General features: G+C 53.7%; 17 protein-coding genes and 1 pseudogene. 12 read left to right on the forward strand and 6 right to left on the reverse strand.

Annotated features, from left to right (window positions below; genetic code table 11):
• Positions 1-151: 151 nt before the first annotated feature.
• Positions 152-1,183 (reverse strand): tyrosine recombinase XerC, encoded by a 1,032-nt coding sequence (xerC, locus tag PseAD21_RS25945; protein ID WP_102358624.1) that lies wholly within the window; start codon positions 1,181-1,183, stop codon positions 152-154.
• Positions 1,184-1,390 carry a DUF4224 domain-containing protein gene (locus PseAD21_RS25950; protein ID WP_102358625.1) on the reverse strand — a complete coding sequence of 69 codons (207 nt, stop codon included), beginning with the start codon at positions 1,388-1,390 and terminating at the stop codon, positions 1,184-1,186.
• A 111-nt stretch (positions 1,391-1,501) separates the two neighbouring features.
• Here PseAD21_RS25950 and PseAD21_RS25960 point away from each other — a divergent pair.
• Positions 1,502-3,063: pseudogene (locus tag PseAD21_RS25960) on the forward strand (toprim domain-containing protein); the annotation flags it as partial.
• 11 nt (positions 3,064-3,074) lie between these two features.
• Positions 3,075-3,407 carry a phage holin family protein gene (locus tag PseAD21_RS25965; protein ID WP_008080174.1) on the forward strand — a complete coding sequence of 111 codons (333 nt, stop codon included), beginning with the start codon at positions 3,075-3,077 and terminating at the stop codon, positions 3,405-3,407.
• Positions 3,408-3,785: 378 nt separating this feature from the next.
• Here the strand turns inward: PseAD21_RS25965 and PseAD21_RS25970 are convergent, their stop codons facing one another.
• Complete coding sequence (locus PseAD21_RS25970; protein WP_102358626.1) at positions 3,786-4,010, reverse strand: hypothetical protein; 225 nt, start codon at positions 4,008-4,010, stop codon at positions 3,786-3,788.
• 249 nt (positions 4,011-4,259) lie between these two features.
• The gene (locus PseAD21_RS25975) at positions 4,260-5,207 is read right to left on the reverse strand and encodes a hypothetical protein (RefSeq protein WP_102358627.1); all 948 of its coding nucleotides are present in this window, start codon (positions 5,205-5,207) and stop codon (positions 4,260-4,262) included.
• Positions 5,208-5,448: 241 nt separating this feature from the next.
• On the opposite strand from PseAD21_RS25975, the gene PseAD21_RS25980 reads away from it, so the two are divergent.
• The 7 genes from PseAD21_RS25980 (at position 5,449) to PseAD21_RS26010 (ending at position 14,309) form a co-directional block, all read left to right on the forward strand.
• Positions 5,449-6,372: an ABC transporter ATP-binding protein gene (locus PseAD21_RS25980; protein WP_102358628.1), complete on the forward strand. Its 924-nt coding sequence runs from the start codon at positions 5,449-5,451 to the stop codon at positions 6,370-6,372.
• Entirely contained in the window at positions 6,369-7,103 is a 735-nt protein-coding gene (locus PseAD21_RS25985) for an ABC transporter permease subunit (RefSeq protein ID WP_102358629.1), read from the forward strand. Before PseAD21_RS25980 ends, PseAD21_RS25985 begins: the two co-directional genes overlap by 4 nt.
• Positions 7,104-7,157: 54 nt before the next feature.
• Complete coding sequence (locus PseAD21_RS25990; protein ID WP_158242613.1) at positions 7,158-8,942, forward strand: Gldg family protein; 1,785 nt, start codon at positions 7,158-7,160, stop codon at positions 8,940-8,942.
• A gap of 640 nt (positions 8,943-9,582) precedes the next feature.
• Positions 9,583-10,182, forward strand: coding sequence for a fimbrial protein (locus PseAD21_RS25995; RefSeq protein WP_102358631.1), 600 nt, complete (start codon positions 9,583-9,585; stop codon positions 10,180-10,182).
• 59 nt (positions 10,183-10,241) lie between these two features.
• Positions 10,242-10,958: a fimbria/pilus periplasmic chaperone gene (locus PseAD21_RS26000; RefSeq protein ID WP_102358632.1), complete on the forward strand. Its 717-nt coding sequence runs from the start codon at positions 10,242-10,244 to the stop codon at positions 10,956-10,958.
• An 82-nt stretch (positions 10,959-11,040) separates the two neighbouring features.
• Positions 11,041-13,542, forward strand: a complete 2,502-nt coding sequence (locus tag PseAD21_RS26005; RefSeq protein WP_178082168.1) for a fimbria/pilus outer membrane usher protein — start codon at positions 11,041-11,043, stop codon at positions 13,540-13,542.
• Between the two features lie 137 nt (positions 13,543-13,679).
• Positions 13,680-14,309: a response regulator transcription factor gene (locus PseAD21_RS26010; RefSeq protein ID WP_102358634.1), complete on the forward strand. Its 630-nt coding sequence runs from the start codon at positions 13,680-13,682 to the stop codon at positions 14,307-14,309.
• An 8-nt stretch (positions 14,310-14,317) separates the two neighbouring features.
• Here the strand turns inward: PseAD21_RS26010 and PseAD21_RS26015 are convergent, their stop codons facing one another.
• Positions 14,318-17,995 carry a transporter substrate-binding domain-containing protein gene (locus PseAD21_RS26015; protein WP_102358635.1) on the reverse strand — a complete coding sequence of 1,226 codons (3,678 nt, stop codon included), beginning with the start codon at positions 17,993-17,995 and terminating at the stop codon, positions 14,318-14,320.
• A 705-nt stretch (positions 17,996-18,700) separates the two neighbouring features.
• Here PseAD21_RS26015 and PseAD21_RS26020 point away from each other — a divergent pair.
• From PseAD21_RS26020 to PseAD21_RS26030, 3 genes are all read left to right on the forward strand, one after another.
• Complete coding sequence (locus PseAD21_RS26020; RefSeq protein ID WP_102358636.1) at positions 18,701-21,910, forward strand: hybrid sensor histidine kinase/response regulator; 3,210 nt, start codon at positions 18,701-18,703, stop codon at positions 21,908-21,910.
• Between the two features lie 147 nt (positions 21,911-22,057).
• Entirely contained in the window at positions 22,058-23,263 is a 1,206-nt protein-coding gene (locus PseAD21_RS26025) for an EAL domain-containing protein (RefSeq protein WP_371859101.1), read from the forward strand.
• Between the two features lie 84 nt (positions 23,264-23,347).
• Entirely contained in the window at positions 23,348-24,361 is a 1,014-nt protein-coding gene (locus PseAD21_RS26030) for a fimbrial protein (RefSeq protein ID WP_102358637.1), read from the forward strand.
• Here the strand turns inward: PseAD21_RS26030 and PseAD21_RS29900 are convergent.
• The coding region (locus PseAD21_RS29900) for a hypothetical protein (protein WP_218244989.1) at positions 24,342-24,566 on the reverse strand (225 nt) is incomplete at its 5' end. The genes PseAD21_RS26030 and PseAD21_RS29900 overlap by 20 nt on opposite strands.

Raw genomic sequence — 24,566 nt, forward strand, 5'->3', positions numbered from 1 at the left:
GGACTTAAAATCCCCCGCTCGTAAGGGCGTGCCGGTTCGATTCCGGCTTCGGGCACCATAAATATCAAGGGCTTGCATGGCATATCTCATGCAAGCCCTTCGTTCTTTTTTCCGCAATCAAAAAATCTTTTCCGCAATTCGTGACCGTCAGTCACTTCGTAGGGGTAACCTTCATCCCCTTCCGCATGCGGATATACTGTTCTGTCATCCCGACGGTTGTATGTCCGAGCTGGTCCCGAGCTTCTCGGATGCTGCCTGTTGACTCCTCCTTATCCGTCGCCGCTTTTGCTCTTAGGTCGCGCATCTGAAATTCTGCTTTTGGAATCCCGGCTGCTTCCCTGGCGTCATCGAACCGTTTTCTGAGCATGCTGGTTGTCATCGGCTGCCCAGAGTCGATTACTACGAGACGTGTTGATCTGATTTTGTGTCCAGCCTTTCGTGCCATGATTCGATCGATTACGACTTTAAGCTCACCAATGATCTCGATCCTTCGTTTAGCCCCAGTCTTGCCTTGCTGAACGGAGAGCTTCCCGTCTTTTATGTCTCGCTCATCCATCTTCAATGTGTCTGCGACCCTCTGACCTGTTAGATAGAACAGGTCCAAAGCGTCTCTCAATGGCTGATCGGCATGCTGGTAGGCTCTGGCAAGTACGTCGTCTTCGACATATATGTCGCGACCGGTTTCTTTATTGCCTTTCACGCCTGAGCAAGGATTTGCCGAGGATGTATAGCCATTCTCGCGAGCAAAGTTCCAGATGGAGCTGAGTAACGCTTTCTCTCGATTCGCACGAATAGGTGCTGCCTTACCGCGATGACGAAGGTACTGGCTAACATGTTTCGGTTCGATTGCTTCTAGAGGAGCGGGCGGGTCGTTGAAGAACAGGAGAAGGTTTTTCAGTTCGCGCGCGTTGTCCTTTTGGGTGGCGTGGGCTTTTGTGGGAACCACCTCATTCATATAAAGCTCGGCTACGTAAGCAAAGGTAAGTACGGTTTGTGTCAAAGCTTGAGAGACGCGGCTTTTTTCGAGCTTTGCGTACTCTAGTATGGCTAAGCCGTAATCTGTACCTAGCGGGATTTCCTTGCGTGGTTTCCCGCCAGTGTCGTAAAGGTAATAGGTGGTGTTGCCGCGTTTTCTCTCGCGCAGCCGGGGAATGCTCCCCGGCTTTGTTGGTCTTCGTCCCATTTATCCCACCAGGCGCGGCTGCCACGTTGGAGTTTCTGGCGCGGTGGTAGTTGCTCCTGTCAGCGCCGAGGCAATCACGCAAGGCCAGCCATTGCGTTTGATGGTGTGACGAATGCCATTGCGCTTCAGTACCGTAATCTGACCGGCTTTAGTTTTAGCTCCGGTAAGCTCGCAGACCTGCTCATGGCTAAGAAATTGAATGTTCATGCTGCCTCCTTGCTATGAAATACAGAGCGCTTCGAATGCGCTTGCTGCCACGACTGGAACCTGTCCGTTGCCAATGGCCTTAAGTCGGTCCACCCGATGGGCCAACCCATCAAGCGCCGCGCCGCCGAAATCGCGAATAACGCTGCGCGGCGGGCCGCGAAGAGAGCGCAAAGTTTGTTCGAGCGCATGCCGACCATCGGGCGCAGCGACTACCTGGACCGTAAACAGATCGTTGGCATCAAGGTCCGTTACGCGCCACGCACCGGCGCCGTGTTGGTACCGATGAGCGATGCGCACAACCAGCTCATGGGTCTGCAGGTCATTTTTCCCATCAAGCAAGAGGACACCGGCCGCGACAAATCCTACTGGCCTTACGGCATGGCAAAGGAGGGCGCGTTCCACCTGCTTGGCTCGTATCCGGAGCCAGGTGAGCCGGTGCTGGTCTGTGAGGGTTACGCCACCGGCGCCAGCCTGCACATGGCGACCTCGCTCACTGTGGCCGTCGCCTTCGACGCCGGTAACCTGCTGGCCGTATGCAAGGCCATGCGTGAGCGGTTTGCCGGTTGCCCGCTGATCATTTGCCGCGATGACGACTGGAAAACCACCAAGCCCAACGGCGATGCCTGGAATCCGGGTGAAGAGAAGGCCAGCAATGCCGCCCTGATTGTCGGTGCCCAGGTGGTTGCGCCGATCTTCTCGGTCGAGCGTCACGACAAGTGGACTGACTTCAACGACCTGCACGTAGCCGAAGGTCTCGATGCAGTTCGTCGTCAGGTACTGGCAGTGGTGCGTCCACCAGCGGCCGGTGGCTGGAAAGACCAGCTTGCTCGCAGTGAAAGCGGTGCCCTGATCGCGCACATGCAGAACGTCGAATTGATACTGGCCAATGACGAGCGTTGGGCCGGGGTCATCAGCTACAGCGCTTTCAGCTCAAAGATCGTCAAGCTTCGTGCGGCACCCTATGGTGGCGGTACCGGTGAGTGGGCTGACATCGACGACATGCGGGTGATGAAGTGGCTCGCGCAGCAGTACAACTTGCGCGTGAAGTCTTCGCACGTTATCGAGGCGGTGAGCGTCGTGGCACATGACCACGCGTTTCATCCGGTGCGCGAGTATCTGAAAAAGCTGGAATGGGATCGCGTGCCTCGCCTCGAAGCCTGGCTCACTGATGTGATGGGTGTACGAAGGTCGACCTGCAGTTGCTGCGTGAGATCCGCGACCAGCTCTGGGCTGAGGCGGTCTTCTGCTACGAGGCGGGTGGCCTCTGGTGGGTAACTCCGGACGAAGCGCCGATGTTTGCCGAAGCTCAGGATCAACGATTTGTCGTCGATGAATGGGAAGGACCCATTCTGACCTGGCTGGAGGAGTCGCAGATCGGCGAGACCGCCACCGGCAGTGAGGTGATGAGCCAGGCGCTCAAGCTCGATCCTGGTCATTGGGGCAAACCCGAGCAGATGCGCGTGGGTGCCATCCTGCATCGGCTGGGCTGGCGACGGTTCCGTTTGGGCGCCTTGAGCAAGAGCGGTCAGCGGCCTTGGGCGTACAAGAAACCGGAGGGTTGCTGCCACCAGAATCGACCTGTAAAAAGGGGCCATCTTCGATGGGTGCGACCGCAAAGCGCGGAAGGCCACCCACCACCAGACCCGGCCATTGCGCCGGGTCTTTTTGTTTAAGGGGCAGGGCGATGACGAACGAGCAACAGGCACTGGCAGAGATGCCGATCTGGTTGGTGATTGCGCTGTCCCTGGTTGGTGGTGTGTCCGGCGAGATGTGGCGCGCTGACAAGGATGGGGCGCGAGGATGGGCGTTACTGCGCCGGCTAGCACTTCGGTCCGGTGCCTGCATCGTTTGCGGCGTGTCGGCGATGATGTTGTTGTTCGGCGCGGGCCTGTCCATCTGGACAGCGGGTGCGCTGGGTTGCCTGACCGCGATGGCCGGCGCGGATGTCGCCATCGGCTTGTACGAACGCTGGGTCGCCAAACGGCTCGATCTGAGTGAGGCGGAACCGAAGGCATGAGCCGGGCAGGCCGGGTAGGGCGCCGATTTTTACGGGTCCTCCCCGAGGGCCGCCCCCTACACGGGTTATCGAACTCGCGGAATCTCTCTAGCTGAAACCTTCGCAGAGATGTCCGTCTTTCCAAGGGATGGGGGCAGGGCATGGCACTCGGATGCCGAGTCGATTGACCGGACCGGGCAGAAAACCGCCGGGGACCCTGGGGACTTCCAAAGGACACGGGGTCGGAAACCCGCGGGATCGCGTTAGTGGCAGGCCCGCCAGCTTACTGAAATTTCAGTCATTGAAATATTGAAAGGACTTAGTGAAAACCGCCGAAAAGCTGGGCTCCGCTGCCTATGTAGCATCTTGTGATGCTGATCAAAACTGATGCGCATTGCTTTAGCAGTCAAGCATCGCATATCCGCGAGCAGTCAAGGCTTTTGAGAGCTCACGCAGTCTTTCTGCCTCGTTTTGCAGCAGGCCAATGATGTCGACGACATTCTTGGCCTCGGTGATAGTCAGTTTGCGTAAGATGCCTAACAGGTCAGTAGCACAGCTTTCACTCACCGAAGCCGATTCGATTAGTCTAAGCTGCAAAATTTGGATGTCATGTAAAGGATCCATCGAGTTGGCCTTCGTTGGGGGAGTCTTGATACTTGGTTGCTCACGATTCTCAGGGGCATGGCATGGCGAGGGGAGGCCAATAATATTGCTCTGAATTTGAAATAGGCAATCTCGACTCACGGTGTTGTGTTTTAGTGACTGTTACTCCGGTATTAACCTGACCTGGTGTAACAGTATTCCCAGTTCGAACTTACTGCACAGTGAGTGTTTTAGTCAGGCTTTCTCCGAGTGCAGGCATATCCCAAATAACTATGAATCCGAATTTGATGATGCTGGAGACGGGGCAGTAACGGGAGAGGCATCGTTGATTAGTAGGATCAACTCACTTAGCTGCGCCTCGGCAATAATCAGTGAGGCAGCGCTTTTGCTCAACTCTTCCTCCCGTTGATCTAACATGGCTTCGCGGATAGTCAAGTCGCGGTCAAGACGCTCCTGCTCAAGCCGAGCACTATAGATCTCCTCGTGTTTGCTCTGCAGCGCCTCTTTATGGTTACTTAGGTTCGTCATGAGTGTCTGCAAGCTTTGTTCAATACGCGATACGGTATTTTGGGGCATTGGATCGGTTTCCTCGGATGCTTCCAGGGAGATAGTTGGCGCTACGTTGGTCATAACGGATGTCGGAGAAGCAGCGAGGTCATTTCGGGAGCTCTTGTTCAAGGGCGGAGAGGGAGCCTGACGATTGTTGTCTTCATATTGGTTCAGGAGGGTCAGTTTCGAGTAGTAGTCGGTGCACTCCAGTTCGATATGTATATCCGGTGTCGAAGTTTCCGTGGTTTTTTGTATAAAGGGTCCTGCCGACGGTTGAAAATTCAGCAACTTTTCCACCCATGCTTCGTTAACCTTCAATGAACGATGGGTGTGTACATCTCCCGGAATAATGCGGGCATCTAGTAGATCAAGAATTTGATAGCTCCCATCTCTCATCCCGGATGCCGAAGCCAAGGCGTCGCTAATAATGCTTTTGAGGGTTTGTGCCGCCATCTTGAAATCGATCGGGGGCACGCAGGTCATGAGCAAGTCGTTCTGGTCATCACGCAATGAGGCTACATAGATCCGTGCCAGACCGCCGCCAAGCTTTTCATTGAGGCTGTAAACCACATACTTCCTGTCAGCCCCAGTCGCCGAAAAGCCGCACAACAAGACAGCGTTAAGCGGTTCATCATCGGAATTCGTAACGGTGATTGTTCTAAACTTCATGGTTTCGCGGCTCCGGGATTGGACGAAAATCTGGAATGACAGACCGCAAAGAATAGCGAGTGAAGGTGCCGTCCTATGTAGGACAAAGCGCCAACAGCCTCGGATAATTCATCGCGACCCACAGACTGATCTGGTATTCGCTTGCCACGGTTCAAATCAATCAATCAGCGGTTTATGTTCCCGGTCTCAACGACCGTCTCTGCAAACGCGAGGCGGAAAATCGTCCAGCGAACCGGAAGCCATGATTGATATTTCGAAGCTGACAAAACATTTCTCAGGGAATGTTGCTGTAAACAATTTGTCGTTCCGAGTTGCCACGGGGGAAGTACTGGGGGTGCTTGGCACCAACGGTGCGGGTAAATCTACTACCCTGCGCATGCTCACAGGCCTGATAAAACCGACGTCGGGAACTGTCACCGTGTGCGGATTCGATATCAGCCGACATACGCGGCAGGCCCAGCGTCTGGTGGGTTATTTGCCCGAAGGTAATGCCTGTTATGGCGATATGAGCGTGCAGAGTTTTCTTGGATTTATTGCCAGAGTACGTGGTTATCGTGGCGCCGAAAGGAAGCGGCGGGTAGCGCAGATGCTCGATCGGTTCGAGCTGGGTTACGTGGTCACGGACCACATTGATACTTTGTCAAAGGGCTTCAAGCGTCGGATTGGACTGGCGCAAGCCATGTTGCATGACCCTAAAGTGCTGATTCTCGATGAACCCACCGACGGCCTTGATCCGAATCAAAAGCGCCATGTGCGCGGACTCATTTCTGAACTCGCCAAGGACAAAATTGTGGTGATTTCGACGCACATACTGGAAGAGGTCACTTCCTTGTGCAGTCGTGCTCTGGTCATCGACGGCGGTCATTTATTGGCGGACAACACGCTGGAGCAACTGCAGAGCCGCTCCCGTTATCATCAGGCCGTGACACTGTTCGGTCACCATCCACTGGACTTGCTGGCGCTTGCGGTACTGCCGGGAGTCGCCGGTATCGAGGCTGGTCCCGAAGTGCATAGCGTGAAGGTGCTAGCCCGGGACGGCGCAGTGATTCTTCCGGCGATCAATGCCTTGGTCTTCAGCGAAGGTTGGCAAGTGCGGCGCCAGGAAGTGGAGCGGGGAGGACTTGAGGAAGTATTTCGAACCCTGACACGGGAGCGCGCCGCATGAGAATGTTGCCGCCGATTATTCAGCGCGAGTTCTGCAGCTACTTCGCCACGCCAACCGCGTACCTGTTGATGATGACGTTCTTGGTGCTGTGTGGCGTATGCACATTTTATCCCGGTGGGTTTTTTGAGCGAAACCAGGCGGATCTGACGCCGTTTTTTGCCTACCACCCATGGATATATCTACTGCTGATGCCAGCCTTGGCGATGCGCCAATGGGCTGAAGAGCGAAAGTCCGGCACCATTGAAATTTTGATGACTTTGCCGTTGACCCGTTTCGAAGTGGTGGTCGGCAAATATTTCGCGGCCTGGTTGATTGCCGCACTGATGTTGCTGCTGACTGTTCCAATAGTGTTCACAGTCAATTACCTGGGCGAACCGGACAATGGCGCTATTTTATGCGGTTATCTGGGAAGTTGGTTTCTGGCCGGCGTTTACCTTGCGATCGGCGGCTGTATGTCTGCACTCTGCAAGAATCAGGTTGTCGCTTACCTGATGGCGGCCATGGTTGGCTTGCTGTTCATTGCCAGCGGTTCAGCTCCAGTGCTGGACCTGCTCAAACAATGGGCGCCGATGGCGTGGCTTGATGTGAGTGCATCTATGAGTTTCCTCGCACGGTTCGGCTCGATCAGCCAAGGTGTCATAGCTCCTCGAGACCTGATTTATTTCTTCGGTCAGATCGTCGCTTGGCTTACCGCGACGGCGTTGGTCGTCGATCTGAAGAAGGCTTCGTAAGCCATGGACTTGAGACGTGTACGTTACGTCACGCTGTGCCTGAGCGGAGTAGCCTTGACGATTCTGACCGGCAGTCCCGGTGTCGGTACCTCTCTGGACGAGCCACGGTTGGATCTGACCGAACAGCAACTGTTCACCTTGAGCCAGGGTAGCCGGCAGATTATCGAGCAGCTTGCCGGTCCGACGGATCTCTATCTGTTTTTTTCCAGCGAGGCGGCCAAAGAGCTGCCTGTTTTGCGCAGCTATGCCCGACGCGTCGAGGCGCTGCTCAGGGAATATGAGCGTCAGAGCCATGGCAAGCTGAAACTGCATCTGATAGATCCGCAGGCATTCTCCATCGAGGAAGATCGCGCACGTGAATTTGGATTGGATGCGATTCCATTGGGGGCAGTCGGAGGGCAGGTGTTCTTCGGATTGGCGGCGGTCGATGAACACCAGCATACACAACGCATTCCATTGTTTTCTCTGGATGAGCAGGCGTTCCTAGAGTACGAAATCAGTCGCTTGTTACAGGCACTGGACAAGCCGGAGAGGGCGCCCATCGGCTTGTTGTCCTCGCTTCCTTTGACAGGTGGCTTCGATGAGCAGAGTCGACGCACTTTACCGCCCTGGTTCGTGCTCGATGAGATCCGAAGGGCTTTCGATGTGCAGGAGCTGAGCGGCGAGATTGAGCAAATTCCTGCAGATCTCACTGTACTCATGTTGGTGCACCCCAAGCGCCTCACCCACAACAGCCAATTGGCGATCGATCAATTCGTGCTGCGGGGCGGCCGATTGCTGCTGTTTGCAGACCCATATAGCGAGCAGGATCACGGTGAGCAGTACTTCGGCATTCCCAGCAAAGACAAATCGTCTGATCTGGCGCCATTGTTACGGGCTTGGGGGGTGCGCCAGGTGCCTGGCAAGGTGCTGGGCGATGGTCACTACGGGCAGTTCGTCAATCTGAAGGACGACACCGATCCGGTGTGGCAACCGACGGCACTCGCATTGCCTGCATCGGCGATGAATCAACAAGACGTTACGACGGCCGGCCTGCAAAGCATCAACATGACCACGGCAGGAATTCTTGAGCCACTGGAAGGTGCGCGCACTACATTCAGCCCTTTGTTGCGTGGCTCCGAGTATTCGATGGCGTTCAGCACGGCGCGCTTTGACCTAATGAAAGATTCGGGCGAACTAGCGCGGGAAATGAAACCGTCAGGCGAGCGCTTCACCCTCGCGGCCCGGTTGCAAGGCCCGACGCAGTCGGCGTTTCTGACTGAGGTGCAGGGCAAGCCTGGAGCAATTACCTCGACTGAAAACATTAATGTAATTGTGGTAGCCGACACCGATCTGCTCAGCGACAACCTTTGGGTTGACTCTCAAGGCCGTATCAGCGACCCCGTAGCCTGGGCCGACAACGGTGTGTTTGTGCTCAATGCACTGGACAGCCTGACCGGCACTGATGCCTTGATCAATTTACGCTCCCGTGGGCACTACAGCCGCACGTTCACCACTGTGGAAGTCCTCCAGCGACAAGCTCGGCAGCGATTTCGGGACATGAGCGACACGTTGCAGAGCAAGCTCGATGAAACCGAACGACAGTTGTCGTTGTTGCAATCCGAGAATCAGGACGATGCCGGTCTGAGAGCCAATCAGCAAACGGAAATCGACCGTTTCATTCAGGAAAAAATCGCCCTTGCGAGTGAGATGCGCGCGGTGGCCAGGCAATCGAATCTGGAGGTGGAGACGTTAGGGGCGCTGCTCAAAGCCATCAATATCGGTCTGGTGCCCGGTGTGCTGACGTTGCTTGTTCTCTGCCTGTGGGGTGCTCGGCGGTTGTGGCGCCGTGGACGATGACAAACGATTTAAGGTTTTTCACGAATTACCCTGGCGCAACTGCGCCCTTAAGCTATCGGACCGACGATCTTGATGTCGCGCAATAACATCCGCATTTGTCAGGAGTAGATCTTCGCCCGGTGCTGTCGCTTATCGAATGGCATAGCTACGAGGAAATGTTGCCCATGTCAACCACACCGAATAGGGCCTGGCAGCGTGGATCTAAACTACTAACCTCAAGCATGCGATGGCGACCACAGACAAGCTTGAAGCTGGCTCTGTCTGGACTAACCGTTATTCAAAGATTACTGATGGCACAGCATTCGGGATTTCAAAAACAGCGGCATCGGACGTGAATTCTGTCGCGAGACCCTCAACGCCTATACTCCGATAAAGACCATTACGCTACAGGCGAACACATCTGCACCATGGTTTGTACCTCGCTAATTCACTCTGTTTACAACGAGGCTTGATCCGTAAGGTTCAGGCGTTTTTTTGCGAACCTCTCAAGTAGGTAGGATTTATCCTACATGTCCGACGGATTTATCTGTTGGGGTAGGACGATTCCTGCAATTGTTGCTAGAGCTGCACTCGGTGAAGATTGCCCCACTCTTTTAAAGAGCACTCAACACACTCACTTACGCAGCATAAGGAACATCCGATGTTCATTTCACTGAGAGGTATTCTGGCGGCCACCACAGCCAGTCTCATTGCGACTTCCGCGATAGCTGCTGATGGCAAGATTGAATTTACTGGGGAGATCACTGCGGCTTCTTGCAGTGCAACTGCGGGTGCTGGTGCGGGTATTACCGGAAATAAAGGTAATACAGTTATTGCCGTCGGGTTGGGCAAAGTCAGTATTGATTCGTTAAAAAATACGGGCAGTACACCAATCGTTTCGGGGACACCTATCAACATCAACCTCGATTGTGGCAATACCGCTACCGGCTTGACCACAGTAAAAGTCAAGTTTGACCCGTACTCCGGTAGCGGAGTGGATGACAAGAACAACTCCCTGTTGAAAATTTCTCCGGGCGGCGCTTCCGGGGTTGGCATCGGTATCTTCGCCCCTAACAACACCATGTTGAACCTGGCGGCTGGCGATTCGTTCGACTCTGCACTTATTGTAACCGGCGCGGATACCTCCGCTAAGTACACCGCCAATCTGAATATGCGTGCCGCGTATGTTGCCAACGGCGAACCGACCATTGTTCCGGGCGCAGCTAATGGTACTTTGCCTTACACCCTGACATACCAGTAAATCTTCAAGGCGGAGAGACATCGATTGTTTCTCTGCCTTATCTCTTGAAGGGCCAAACGATGATATTGAAATCCAGATATGTGCTGGCTGGCATCGCTTTGCTTTGCAGCAGCGTCGCCACCGCCGGTATCACACTAGGCGGCACGCGAATTATCTATCCTCAGAAGAGTAAGGAAACATCCATTCTGGTTAAAAACGACGGCAATCAGGACATCATGATCCAGTCTTGGATCGAGCCGGACGTAGCCTTCAAAGGCCAGGATGTACCGTTTGCGCTAACCCCGGCCCTGAGCCGTCTTACCACTAAAAAACAGCAGACTTTGCGGATTTTCTATTACGGGCAGGGCTTGCCAGACGGCAAGGAATCGGTGTTCTGGCTCAGTGTGCAAGAAATTCCACAAAAGGCCGAAGGTGAAAATATTTTGCAGTTGGCGATGCGCCAACGGATTAAGGTGTTCTATCGCCCCGACTCTCTGACGGGTACTTCGGCGGAAGCCGCCAGCGGTCTTAAATGGCGCGTTCAGGATGAAAGTGGCAAGCGCTATCTTCGTGTCACTAACGATTCGCTATATCACGTGTCCTTCGGCACGACTGAATATAAAAGCGATGGCAAAACATACCCGGTAGACACCGATATGGTCGCACCACTCTCTACCGGAAAGTTTCTGGTTAAGGGAGCGCCGGTAGGCAACACCGATAAACGGTCTGTGGTCGAGTATTACAATATCAATGATTACGGGGCACCGGTTAGACACACGCAGAGTGTTTTTGAGTAATAGCTAAGTTCGTGTCCGTGGGTTGGCGTTCTGCTGCGGAGGGGCCGCAAGTTTACTAAGAAGTTGTAAGAGGAAAGAGCCTGTGTATGTTTTCAGGAAGAAAGCGAATCCAAAACTCGTTAATCGCGCAAGTGGTTCCTGCGTCTTTTTTCTGGGGATGACCGTTCCTGTCGCGGCGCTTTCGGTCGAATTCAATGAAAGCTTCCTGAGTAAGGGTGGGGCCAAGGCTGAACTCAAATACTTTGAGCAGGGCAGTTCACTGTCGCCGGGTCGCTACGCGGTAGATATTTATCTCAACCAGATTCTGATTGTCCGACAGGATATCGAATTTGCAGTGGCTGGCGACAACGGAGAAGTGCGCCCGATCATTCAGCTAGGCGTACTGCAAAACCTCGGCGTCAACGTCGACCGCTTGCGTCGGGAAAACGTTATTGCCCAGGACAGTGATGATCAGTCCGTCATTGATGTAGCGACGCTGGCACCCGGTGCGGCAGTCGAGTTTGATGTAAACTCATTGGCGCTGCAGTTCAGCATTCCCCAGGCTTATGTCCAGCGTCAGCCTCGGAGCTACGTTGACCCGTCGCTTTGGGATCAGGGGATTACTGCGTTCTACACCAATTATCAGACCAACTTCAGTCGCAATATCAATCAGGGTAATCGCAACGACTACCGCTACATCGGTTTGCGCAACGGCTTCAATATTGGGGCCTGGCGCCTGCGCAATGAGTCGTCGATTATCGGCACTACCGGCACACGGAACAAATTCAGCAGCAACCGCAGTTACGTGGAGCGCGATCTCATCGGCCTCAAAGCCAAACTGGCGGCGGGGGAGTTGTACACGCAGGGAGATATCTTCGACAGCGTTCGCTTTCGCGGCGCGCAAATCAGTTCTGAGTTGGGCATGTTGCCGGACAACGAGATCGGTTTTGCCCCGGTGGTGCGTGGTATAGCCGAGACCAACGCGACTGTCGAGATCAGCCAGAACGACTACGTCATTTACTCGACGACGGTGTCGCCTGGTGCGTTCGAGATCAGCGACATTTTTCCCAGCGGTTCGAACGGCGACCTCAAGGTCAAGATCATCGAATCCGATGGCCGCGAACGCCAGTACTCCCAAGCCTATTCTTATCTGCCAGTGATGACTCGCCGTGGCAGTGCCCGATACAGTTTTGCCGGTGGTCAATACCAGAGCCAAGGCACAGGTGCGCCAAAATTCGGCCAAGGCACTCTTGTATACGGTGTAAGTGATAACGTTACCGGTTACGGCGGCGCGCTGACTTCAAAGCAGTACCGAGCGCTCAACCTCGGTCTGGGCTTGAATACTTCGTTGGGCGGCCTGTCGTTTGACGTCACCAGTAGCACCTCCGCAGATGCGGGGGGCCGCAAGAACACCGGGAAAAGCGCGCGCTTCCTGTATTCCAAGACACTCAGCTCCACCGATACTACCTTCACAATGGTTGGTTATCGCTATTCCACCGAGGGTTATCGTACGTTCAGCCAGCACGTCGATGAACAAGGCTACATTGGCGGTTCGAGTTACGGACGGCAGAAAAGCCGATTCGACATGAACATCAACCAGTCGTTTGCCGACCGTGGTTCGTTGTTCGTGAGCCTCGGTGAAACCAGTTACTGGAATCGTCAAGGCAGCACCCGTCGCTGGCAATTCGGCTACAGCGGCAGCTACTCGGATACGAGCTACAGTTTTGCGGTATCGCGGACGGATGGCCAAGCCATGGTGCAAGGTGCCGACACCCAGATCACCGCATCGATCAGCATGCCGTTTGGTAGCAGCAAACGTTCGCAACGGGCGTTCTCCAGCGTCACGTCCTCAACCCAGGGCGACTCGTCGATCCAGTCCGGTATTGCCGGCAGCCTGACCGACGATAATAACCTGATGTATTCGGCCCAAGCCGGTCACAGCACGAACGGCAGCACCAACGGCGACCTCGGTTTGAGTTGGGATACCCCGAAAGCCAAAATCAACGGCAACTATGGTCAGGGGCAGGGCAGCACTCACATCAACGCCGGTGCGTCCGGCTCCATGGTAGTGCACGGTGGTGGCGTGACGTTTGGTCAGCCTGTTGGCGAGACCTTTGCTTTGGTTGAGGTCCCGGGCGTCGCCGATGTCGGTGTCGCGTCTGCCGGAGCGACACGCACCGATCGCAAGGGCTACGCCGTGGTGCCCTATGCGCAACCGTATCGTTTTAACTGGATCAACCTGGATACCAGCACCTTGGGTAGCGACATGGAGGTGAGCGACACCTCTCGAATGGTCGTACCGACCCGTGGTGCCATCGTCAAAGGTCGGTTCGAAGCGCAGACCGGGCGTCGCATGCAATTGACGTTGAGCCTGGACAACGGCAAGAAAATTCCGTTTGGTGCACAGGCCTTCGACGAGAAGGGCAACGTCAGTGGCGTGGTCGACAATCTGTCGCGTCTGTTGGTATTCGGTGTGAAGGATAAAGGCGTACTGGATATTCGCTGGAGCAACGGCAGTTGTCGCGCGAGCTACGACGTGCCGCCTGCAAAGAAAGACATGATGTACGAGAAGTTTGATGTGGTTTGTTCCTTCGCAAGCATTTAACCGTTTGCAAACCACTCACTTATAGAACTGAACACGACAGGCCCGGCGCGCAAGCATTGCGCTCTCGGGCCTGTGCTATGTTGGCGCAATTCATAGCGCACTACTCGATCGGCCTCACTTCAGGAGCAGTAAACACCATGGGCAATATAGTCATCGTCGATGATCACCCGCTGATGCGTATGGCGGTGAGGGTGATGCTTGAAGGCGAAGGGCACACCATCATGGCGGAAGTCGATAACGGTGTGGACGCACTGGAAGCGGTCCGCAAGTTGCTCCCGGATCTGATTGTGCTGGATTTAAGCATTCCTAAAATGGATGGTTTGTCGGTGATCGCGCATCTCAAGGCGATTGGTATCTCTACCAAGGTGTTGATTCTGACCTCCGGCGATACCAGTAACTTTGCAGTGCGTTCATTACAGGCTGGCGCAGATGGCTTTGTCTGCAAGGATGACAGTCTGGATGAGTTGGTGGGGGCCGTAAAAGCGGTGCTGTCGGGATACACTTACTTTCCCGCCGATACCATTCAGATGTTGCGGGACAACTCTCAGGCTGCCAGCCAGGAAAGCCAGAAGATTTCCCAGCTTTCGGACCGCGAGATTATAGTGCTCAAGTTGTTGGCCCGAGGCATGGGTAATCAGGATATTGCCGAAGAGTTGCTGATCAGCCACAAAACTGTCAGCACTTATAAAGTGCGACTGCTTCGCAAATTGAGTGCGGAAAACCTGATTGCCCTGGTCGAGCTGGCCAAGCGTAACGCTCTGATTTGAGCCCGGACTCAAGAGCAATAAAGAAAAGGGCGCTTGGTGAAGGCCTTTTCTATCCGCAACAGTTCTCTGTCGACGTCAGCGGTTTTGCCTGTCAGTTCCTCGTAGCTGCTTTCGACACAGGCCAGATCGATAGCTTTGCATAACTCGATCAGGCGGGTGTTGCGCATGATAGCTGCACTCCCGCGAATGCGATGGGACAGTTGCATCAGTGCGTTGATGTCCATGTGCTCACTCAGTCGGCGCAGTTCTTCAAGATCCCGGTGGTTGCTTTTCAGCAGTTCCCCGAGCAGTTGCTCAAGGATGACGGGGTTGCCCATGCTGATTTTACTCAAGGTGTGAATCGCTTCGGCGTAGCCCTCGGGCATCTCGGCGGAGGCGTTGCAGGCAGGCACAAACACCTCGATTGAGGACGCTGACGCAGCTGCTGGAATTAAAGCATTCAAGCGTTCCTCCAGCACCCCAAGGCTGGCGGGTTTGATCAGGCAGTCACGCATGCCGGCGCTGATACAGCGGTCGATTTCCTCTTGTTGGGCGTCGGCGGTAAGGCCGAGGATGGTTAAGCGGGGGCATTGTCGCTCGTGCTCTTCCTTGCGGATCGCCAAGGTCAATTCGACGCCGTTCATGACCGGCATGTGGTAATCAGTGATCAACAGATCGAACGATTGCTGTCGCCAGATTTGCAGTGCTTCGAGGCCGTTCTCGGCCTCCACCGCCGTGCACCCGAGGAACTCTAGCTGTGCACGCAGCATCTGCCGATTGAGGGTGTTGTCATCTGCGATCAGCACGTGTGCGAGCTTTCTCGGTGCTTGCAAGGGCTTGATCACCGGCACGCTGTCCACCAATGGAAGTGGCTCAAGCGTTTTCAGTTTCAGCGTAATATTGACCGTAGTGCCATGCCCCAGTGCACTGTGCATTTCCAGGCGCCCACCCATCATTTCGCAGAGTGAGCGCGAGACCACCAAACCCAGCCCGCTACCGCCGTGGACATTGAGCGTGGACTGCGCCACCTGTGCGAAAGGGCGGAACAGTAACTGCAGGTTTTCGTCGGAAACACCGGTTCCGGTGTCAGTGACCTGCAGTTGCACATGCAACATACGCAAGGCATCGACATGAGTGGTGATGCGGATGGCCACGCTGCCTTCGTCAGTAAATTTGATCGCGTTGCTGACCAGGTTCGACAGAATCTGTTTGAAACGCAAAGGGTCAACCAGCACGTCTCGCGTGGTACCCGCGTCGATTTCCAGTAACAGTTTGAGGTTTTTCTGCCGTGCCAGACCCTCGAAGACCCGCGCCACGGGTTCGACTATTTCCTTGAGACTGGAACGTCTTGGCGAAAAACTCAGGCGACCGGATTCGATCCTCACGATGTCCAGGGTATTGCCCAGCAGCTCCAACAGGTTCTTCGCCGAGCTGTAAGCCACGTCGATGTTGTCACGATCTAGTACGCCCTGATCTGCACGTTTGAGCGCAAGTTCCAGTGTCCCCATCACTGCGCTCATTGGGGTTCTGATTTCATGACTCATAGTCGCCAGGAACTGGGTTTTTGCCCGGTTGGCTTCATCGGCGAGCTCTTTTGCCTCTTGCAGATCGTGGATCAGTCGGCGGTGCTCGGAGATATCCTGCCAGCCGCAGATCACACCTTTGATGCTCCCCGAAGAATCGCGGAAGGGTTGTATCCAGTGCTCGATGCTTCGACTGTTTCCGGCAATGGAGATTTCGAACCGCTGCGCCAGGGCGTTGCCAGCCTCCATCGCCAACAGGTAGCTATTATGCAGCGCCATCGCCACCTCAAAATGCTCGATCGGCATTTCCAGTGTGGTCTTGCCCAGCACGTCGGCCTGACGCAGGTTCATGACCTCTTCATAGCTGCGACTACACGACAGCAAGCGACCCTCCAGGTCGCGAACATATATCGGAATCGGCATCGAGTCGTTCAGGGTCTGTAAAAATTCCAACTGATCATTGAGGGCTTTTTCCGCGGCCACGCGACGTCGGATCTGTCGGCGCAACTGGAAAATTCTCAGCATCGAGATGGTCAGCACAAATAGAGCGCAACCGACGATTTCCAGAATCACCCGCGAGTAATCGCGCCAGCTCTGTCCGCTCATGGCAGCGTTGGAGCGCCAGCGCACCGTCAACGCGTTCAGCTCATCGGGTGGAATACTCAAGATCGCCTTGTCTATGATCGATTGCAATTCGGTATCGCCGCGGCGCATGGCGAAGGTAGCGGTTGCGTCTTCACCGTCGAGGATTCCCGAGATACGCAGTTTTTGCTCGTACAGGCGGGCGGTGTAGTAGCGAGCTATGGACAGCGCCATCACCGCGGCGTCGGCTTCTCCATTGATCACCATGCTCATGGCTTCGAGGTTATTGGCTGGCTCGAGCAAAATCACCTCTGGGAAATCACGGCGCAGGTTGTTGATCAGCACGTGCCCCTTGGCAATGGCCAGGCGTTTGCCGGCCATAGAGTCAAGGCCGAATATGTCCCGACGATCCGACGAAGTCACCAGACTGAACGAGCTGGTCGCGAAGGGATGGCTGAACCGCAGTGTTTCCTGGCGTTCGGCGCTGGGTGTCAGCAGCGCGAGATCCGCTTCGTTTTCACGCAGCGCATCCTGGACACCTTGGAAGCTCGATGTGCGCAATACCTCGAAGCGCAAGCCGGTGCGCTGGGTGATGATTTCGAAGAGATCCGAGACCACACCATTGAAACGACCTTTGACATCGAAGTAAGCCGAAGGCGCCATGTCATCGTTGATCGTCAAACGCGCAACGGGATGCTTGGCAAGCCAGCGCTTCTCTTGGTCTGACAATGCCACTCGGTCTTCGGGCATCACAGTTTCGCCTCCGGTCCAGCGCTTGACAAGATAGCCCATTTTCAACGTACCGAAGGATGACAGGGTGGAGTTGAGGATGTTCATCAGCCGATCCTCATCACCCCTGAGCAAAAAACCGTAACCGCCGACGTCGAGTCTGATGAACTGCGAGAACTTCAGGAAGTTGAAAAAACTCTGGTTGATCATGTAGTGAGCAGAAAGGGAATCTCCGATGTACCCGTCGATACCCTGGAGCGCCACGGCGGCCATCGCCTGGATATTGTTATTGAAGGTGATGATCCGCGCTTCGGGATAACGGGCACGGAACAAGTCGACAGGAATGTAGTTTTTCGCCACAGCGATAGTCATGCCGCGCAGATCGTACGGAACGGGGCGTTCATCCCCTGGCCGCCGATATAGCGCAGGTGCGTTCACTGCATACGGAATGCTCAGGGTTGTTTCCGGATGGTGATGTTCATATACGCTGGAGCGGCTGATCAGATCAATTTCGCCGGCCTGTAACGCCGCCAGTGCATCCTGGCGTGTAGCGAGCCCAAGAACCTTGATCTCGATCCCCAGTTGTTGCTTCAGCAGCGTGATGACGTCGGCGCTGATGCCTTCGTAATCGCCATTGCTATAGATGACATCGAGGGGCGGGGCAGACGTCCCCGGGACACCCAGTGTCAGACTGTGCCGTTCACGTAGCCAGGCCCAATCCTCGGGTGCCAGTTGCAACTTTTGCGGCTCGCTGGCTAATTGACTGGTCAGATGAAGATAGCCTCCGGCCGGGTTGGCGAGGGTTCGACCGCTCGCAATCAGCGAGCTCAGGCACACGAGAAAAAAAAGTAGAACGGATTTAGTGCTGAACATTGAACGTCTTCTTGGCAGGCCGGTGCCTGTGGAGGTGGAGGTGGAACTGCGAAATACCTTGTGCGGCTTAGTGAGGGCTACGCGCAGAGCGAGGCCCTTCGGGGTTGGGCGTTGTATTGCAGGCAATAGCTGATGAACTGCCGTTCCGGCATCGGTCGCAAAAGGTTCTTCAGAGAGATCGTTGACAAGTGCGTCGAGCTGGTTTCGGTGACTTCAAACGTGATTCGGCTGGCGGGGCATTGATACTGTTCAAGCCAATGGCGGATCGTCGTGGAAAATAACGTGCAGCCAAGTTACGAAGGTTGCAGATTAAGTCGAGTTCCATGGAGGGGCCGAGCGCAGACGAGGTCCTGCTCAATAATATGCCCAGCTCGAATATTTCAAAAAATAGCTCGTTTATCAGGTCATGGCGCTGCATCGCCGGTAAAGACTGCGACGGATTCAGTTCCAGATTTCGCACACTCAAATTTTTCATGGGCGCTCCAAGGGCAGAAACAGTTAAGAGAAACTGTTTGTGAACCTTGGCGTAGCTCGCGCAGACTGTCGGTCGGCAGTTTCTACAGCGCCTGTAGGATTAATCTTACAGGCTTCAATGACTCTGCTTTAATGGCTTGTAAGCATGGAAAGGGAGCGAAAATGCTCCTGTGACGGGGGATTTTTTGATGGTTTACGGGCGTAGCTTGATGCCGTTTGATTTAATTTTTTATGCGTTATAGGCAATCCAGAGTAGGACGGCTGGAGAAAATCTCTCTGCGTCTCAGTTTTGTTTTGATTGTTTCTTTTCTGTTGCTGCTGTTTTTTGTAATTGTTGGCTATTGGGCAACCTACAAAGTAGTCAGAGGCGAACTTGTCAAAGTCAACCATCATTTTTTGAGACTGGTGGCACGCGCCAACGATCACGAAACGTTTCTGTTGCGAGCAATAAAAGCCAGTGGTTCGGTTGATTACAAACCGGCGAAAGGCTTAGGCTATGTCTTCAATGAGCGCCCAATGGGCGACTTGCGCCTCTATGAGGGCAGGGCCTCACAGTTTTCGACCAAAGTATCGGTTCTCGGGCCTGATCGCATCGACTTGCTTGTCAGTGGCGCGGTTGCTCGAGAGCTGGATCAGGCTCGTAGCATGGCGAATGTCTACAGCGATTTCTGGAGTGGATCATCTTTTGCCGCCCCTCAGATGTTTTTGTTCGATCTGGAGAATGGGTTTGATGTAGCCGTGCCCGCGATTGACTCGCAGCCTGTGGATTCACAGCCCGTTTTGTTACCGGTAATCGAAAAGGTCAAGGCAACTATTGCCAGGAGTCCGCCCAAAAACAGCGATTTGATTGTGCATTGGACCGCCGGTGAGCGCTTTATGGTTGATGGCCGACGGGAAATGCTGGCCTATATCTCCGATCAATCCCATGAATACAGTGCAGATGGCCATCCCCCCCCAGAAATGATCGTGGCGACCCTACTGGAGTTCAACGAGTTCAATGCCTTCGGCATAAATATCGACAAACAGTTTTACAATTTACCTGCGGTTGAATCGATTGATTTGATAGCACCTGACGGTAGCGTGCTGGTCGGTTCACAGAACACTGACTTTCGTGATTACGAAAACGGCCTGCACCTGACCGCCTCCGGTCTGTTGATCAAGGTTAGTGCCGCCACTCGTGGAACTTGGCAGGCGCTGTATCACATCAGTTATGAGAGTCTTATTCACAACGCGAAATGGCCGCTACTGGGGCTGACGGGTTTGTTGGTGATATGTGTGTTCAGTGGCTGGTGGCTGATTACATGGTATTGGCGTCGTGTTTTGGTACCAGCAAGTACGGACTATAAGGAGTTGTTGGTTAATCACGACTTTAATCATTCACTGCTGCAAACGGTGCCGCTGGCGTTGTGCGTAATAAGAGCGGAAGGATTGGAGCAGGTCATCCGAAACGGGCTGTTCGCCGAGTGGCTTGGTGATGCCGGAGATCTTAACGACTTGATGCGCGACTGGCTTATGTTCGACCGCGATCAGGTGCTCTCGGGTGAAGGTTGTCTGATGACGGCTGAACGATCACTGCATGTTCGTTTTGCCCCGACAGATTATCAGGGCGAACGGGTTTTGCTGTGCACCTTCACGGACATAACTTCCCATCGTGAGGCGGCGGCAACTCTGGTATTTGCGCGCAAGGTCGCGGACGCCGCCAACGAAGCAAAAAGCAATTTTGTGGCGACCATCAGCCATGAAATTCGCACGCCGCTTTACGGTGTGCTTGGAACGCTCGAACTACTGGGCATGACAGAACTGGAAGAGCGACAGCGAGCCTACCTCGCGACGATAAATAGTTCTTCCGACGTTCTTCTGCATTTGATCAGCGATGTCCTGGATCTGTCGAAAATCGAAGCAGGACAACTGGTTCTTGAACCGATCAAATTCAATCCGCTGGATTTTGTCGAAGACATCACTCGCCTCTTCGCAGGTACTGCTGCGAGTAAGGGATTATCGCTTTTTTGCTGCATCGATCCGGACCTACCTCAAGAGGTATTAGGGGACACTCTTCGTATTCGGCAAATCATCAGTAATTTGCTGAACAATGCAATCAAGTTCACCGACACTGGATATATAGCAGTGTATGTGGACGTGATCTACAGCGATAAAGGTCAAGTCGGACTGGAGTGGCGAGTCGTCGATTCTGGGCCGGGTATTTCGCCTGTTCACCAGGAGCGCTTGTTCGAGAGCTTTTACCAGGCCAACAGCAGGCAACACACGGTCAAGGGCACAGGGTTGGGCCTTCCCATATGTTCCATGCTCAGCCAGATGATGGGCGGCATGCTCAGGGTTAGCAGTCAAGCGGGAGAGGGCAGTGAGTTTATTTTCGCGTTAACAGTGGATGTCCTGAAACCAGCGATGATCTCTGCGTCCGATCAACTGTTATCCGGTAAGAAGGTATTGCTGCGCACGCCGTACCCGGCATTGACGGAGAGTCTGACTGTATGGCTGGAGCGTCTGGGCGTGATTGTTTCGACTCAGGTCCACGCATTCCACGATGCGCTATTGGATGTCATGCCTGAACAATTGCCAGTGCTTGATTGGGAAGGCGTCAAAGTCTTTGCCCAGCATGAATTCAGTGAAGTGCCGCGAGTCATTGGTAAAGATATTCTGGTCAGTCAGCACAGTCTCTCGGGCATGCACCAAGCCCTCACCATGGCAGTCACCGGTACCAAGTTGGAGCCTAATGCCAATGCACCCACCCCCGATAAACGTCATTTGGGTCTGAGCGTTCTGCTGGCTGAAGACAGCCCGGTTAATCAGCAGCTCATGAAAGAGCAACTGCAAGCCATCGGTTGTACGGTCGAAGTGGCATCGAATGGTATTGAGGCGCTGAAAGCTCTTGAGAGCGCAAGCTATGACCTGATCCTCACTGACGTCAACATGCCGGTCATGGACGGCTATGACTTTACAGAGTCCGTAAGACAGCGGGATCTGGAGATACCAATAATCGGCGTTACTGCTAATGCGTTACGAGAGGAGGGCGAGCGCTGCATACATGCCGGCATGAATAATTGGTTGACCAAACCCATCGACATTCAGGGCCTTTACTTGAGTCTGAAAAGTACGATGAACCAACCGTCGCTCGACCACGCAGAAGTGATCGAGGCTACGAGCCATCAAGATCTGATCCAGATTCCAGAGCGCATGGTTGAGCTCTTTATGCTCACCATTCGTGAAGATTTGAGCGGATTAAAATCCGCGATGAAGGAAGCAGACGCTGCAGAAATCGTTAGATTGTTGCACCGGATTCGTGGCGCTCTTGCGGTCGGCAAAGCCAAAAGTCTCATTGTTCTTTGTCGAGAGTTGGAAGGATTAGTCGCGAGCTCTGGCTATTGTGCAGTCGAAGTTGATCAGTTTATTCAGCAGGTGGAACAAGCTATCCGCGCGAAATGAGGCGTGCTCAACGTCCGGTGTTGCACTGATGCCTCGACAGAGAAATTCGTCGGCGTCGGATTAATCCTGGTAAGTATCAGATACGTCCTAATTAGAATTTGTTCAGCTTTCGGCAGGATGGTTCTCCCCATCGCTGAGCTGATTTCCATGAAGAGTCTACGTGTACTGGTGCTTGAAGATCATGATTTTCAGCGTTCGTTTGCAGTAAATATGTTGCGCCAGCTTGGCTGTCAGGAAGTTTTCGAGGCTGTAGACGGCGCCCAAGCACTCAGCGTTTTAGATAAAGTGGGCAAGGTAGACATTGCCCTTTGTGATCTGTGTATGGACGGCATGGATGGTCTGGAGTTTCTTCAGCGAATCGGACACTCGGCGCTCGTGCATTCTGTGATCATCAGCAGCTCGCTGTCCGCTGATCTGCGCCGGACGGTGCAGCAAATCGTATCGTTGTTGGGGCTGAAAATGCTCGGTGATGTCGGTAAACCGATGAAAGCCCCCGCTCTAAACAACCTGCTGAAAGAGCACTTGTGTGGTTCGGGTGTTGTGTCGCCAGCTTGCGCGCCTGTTGAGTTGGCCAATGAAGATGAGGTTCGTGGAGCGCTACGCAAGCAACAGCTTAAAGCTTGGTATCAGCCCAAGGTGAACCTGAGTACGGGGGAGGTGGAAGGCGTGGAAGTGTTGACGCGATGGCAGCATCCTGCATCAGGCATTCTGTCCCCAGCGGTATTCATGCCAGTGCTAGAACATTGCGGATTGCTTGATGAGTTGTTATTCGCACAATTGGATACATCGCTGCGCCTGCAACAGCAAGCTCGGAGCGATGGCTTTGTATTAAACCTAGCGTTCAACCTGCATGTAACGCAACTGATCAATAGCGACCTCACATCGATCGTCAAACGCATTCTGAAATTACACAGTGCGGCGGGTTCCAGTCTAACTTTTGAACTAACGGAAAGCGGGTTGCTGGAAAGTTCTGTCACTAGTCTTGAAACCATGGTGCGGTTACGAATGATGGGCTGCCAATTGTCGATTGATGACTTTGGGGCGGGATTTTCGTCGTTGCAGCGGTTATGTCAGTTACCGTTCAACGAGATCAAGCTCGATGGCGAGTTTATCCGCACTCTCAAACATGAGCCGCGCTGCCGGGCAGCCATCTCCAGTACTTTGGCGTTGGGTAAAAGCTTGGGAATGTCGGTGGTGATCGAGGGCATTGAGAATAAAGAAGAACATGACTTGTTACTAGGGTTGGGTTGCACTTTAGGGCAAGGCTATTTCTACGCTCGACCGATGACCGGTGAGGAGTTGTTGCGGTGGTTGCCGGCGCGCGCAGGATCTGGAAATAAAGCCGAAATGTAGTGGTTTTATGGAGGTTGGAGAAAATCAAGCAAGGCTTATAGTCGGCTTCGCATGGTTAATGGGCAGTAACGGTAGTAGAACTTTATGAAAAAATTACTTTTAGTATCTGCATTTTTTAGCAGTAATTTATTTGCTGAAACAACCACAACCTGTACCTTCGACAAAGGTACAATTCTTACGTCTGCTCTTACGCTGGCGGCTAGGGATGTTACTTTGCCTGCGGTGATTTCTAACTCTTGGCATGAAGTCTCAGGAATAATGACGTCATGTAAAGACGGGCCTTCAAAAACTGATTTCTACATGCTCGCGAATAATGTGGCTGGTACCACAGCAAAAACGTTAAACTTTGAAGGGAGTGCATATACTATTTATAGATCAGGTGTGACGGGGGTAGGCGTAATTATGGCCGCCAGCGATGGTCAAGCACCTTATGTGCCTTTCATATCATCTGAAATTAGAATGTGGGCTTCTAATACAGAAACCGCCTATCCTTCTGCGAGAAGTAAATTTCGAATTCGCTTTGTTGTCACAGAGTCCCTGCAGCCGGGAACAATAAGTATTCCATCATTCGCAGTAATGAGGCACGGTATTTTCATGAATGGTTATTATGGCTGGGGATCCATAACGACCAAGGCAACGACTCTTAATGTGAAATACCCTGTCTGTAAACTAAGCGTGCCCGCGACTATAAAATTACCGTTGGTAGATGTCGGAACCTTGGAGAATGCAAAATCGACGGCCGGGGAAACTCCTTTTTCTATCGATTTGGATTGCGGAGCAGGTGCATCAAACGTAAACGTGAAATACACCCTCACTGATATCTCATCCCCCACAAATACCTCGTCGACGCTCGAGTTGGCGAAAGTACCGGACTCCGCGTCAGGTTTTGCTATTCAAGTTATGGAAAATGGTTTGCCTGTAAGTTTCGGTCCTGATTCATCAGCAGTAGGAACTATCAATCAGCGAGACTTCGGAAAAATCACAAGTGTCGGCGGTCATCTGAAAAAATCATTTACAGTTCGCTATCACAAGACCGCCGCCCCATTTGTTGCAGGCAAAGTAAAGGCCGGAATGACAATTACAATGTCTTATCAATAAAAGCTTGGTACCCGATTTCACGACTGACCCGTTGTGGTGGCAGTGAGGTTGGCGTACAGCTGTCAGTGGGAGATTCTGGAGGCGAGTTGCGGAAATAGCCGAAACGATGCGGAAACGACCATCGAGCAGGCGCCCTAATTCTACAAACCTCAGAAACAACAAAGCCCTGAATAATCAGGGCTTTGTCGGTACAAATATGGCGGAG

The organism is Pseudomonas sp. AD21 (assembly GCF_002878485.1).
Taxonomy (GTDB): domain Bacteria; phylum Pseudomonadota; class Gammaproteobacteria; order Pseudomonadales; family Pseudomonadaceae; genus Aquipseudomonas.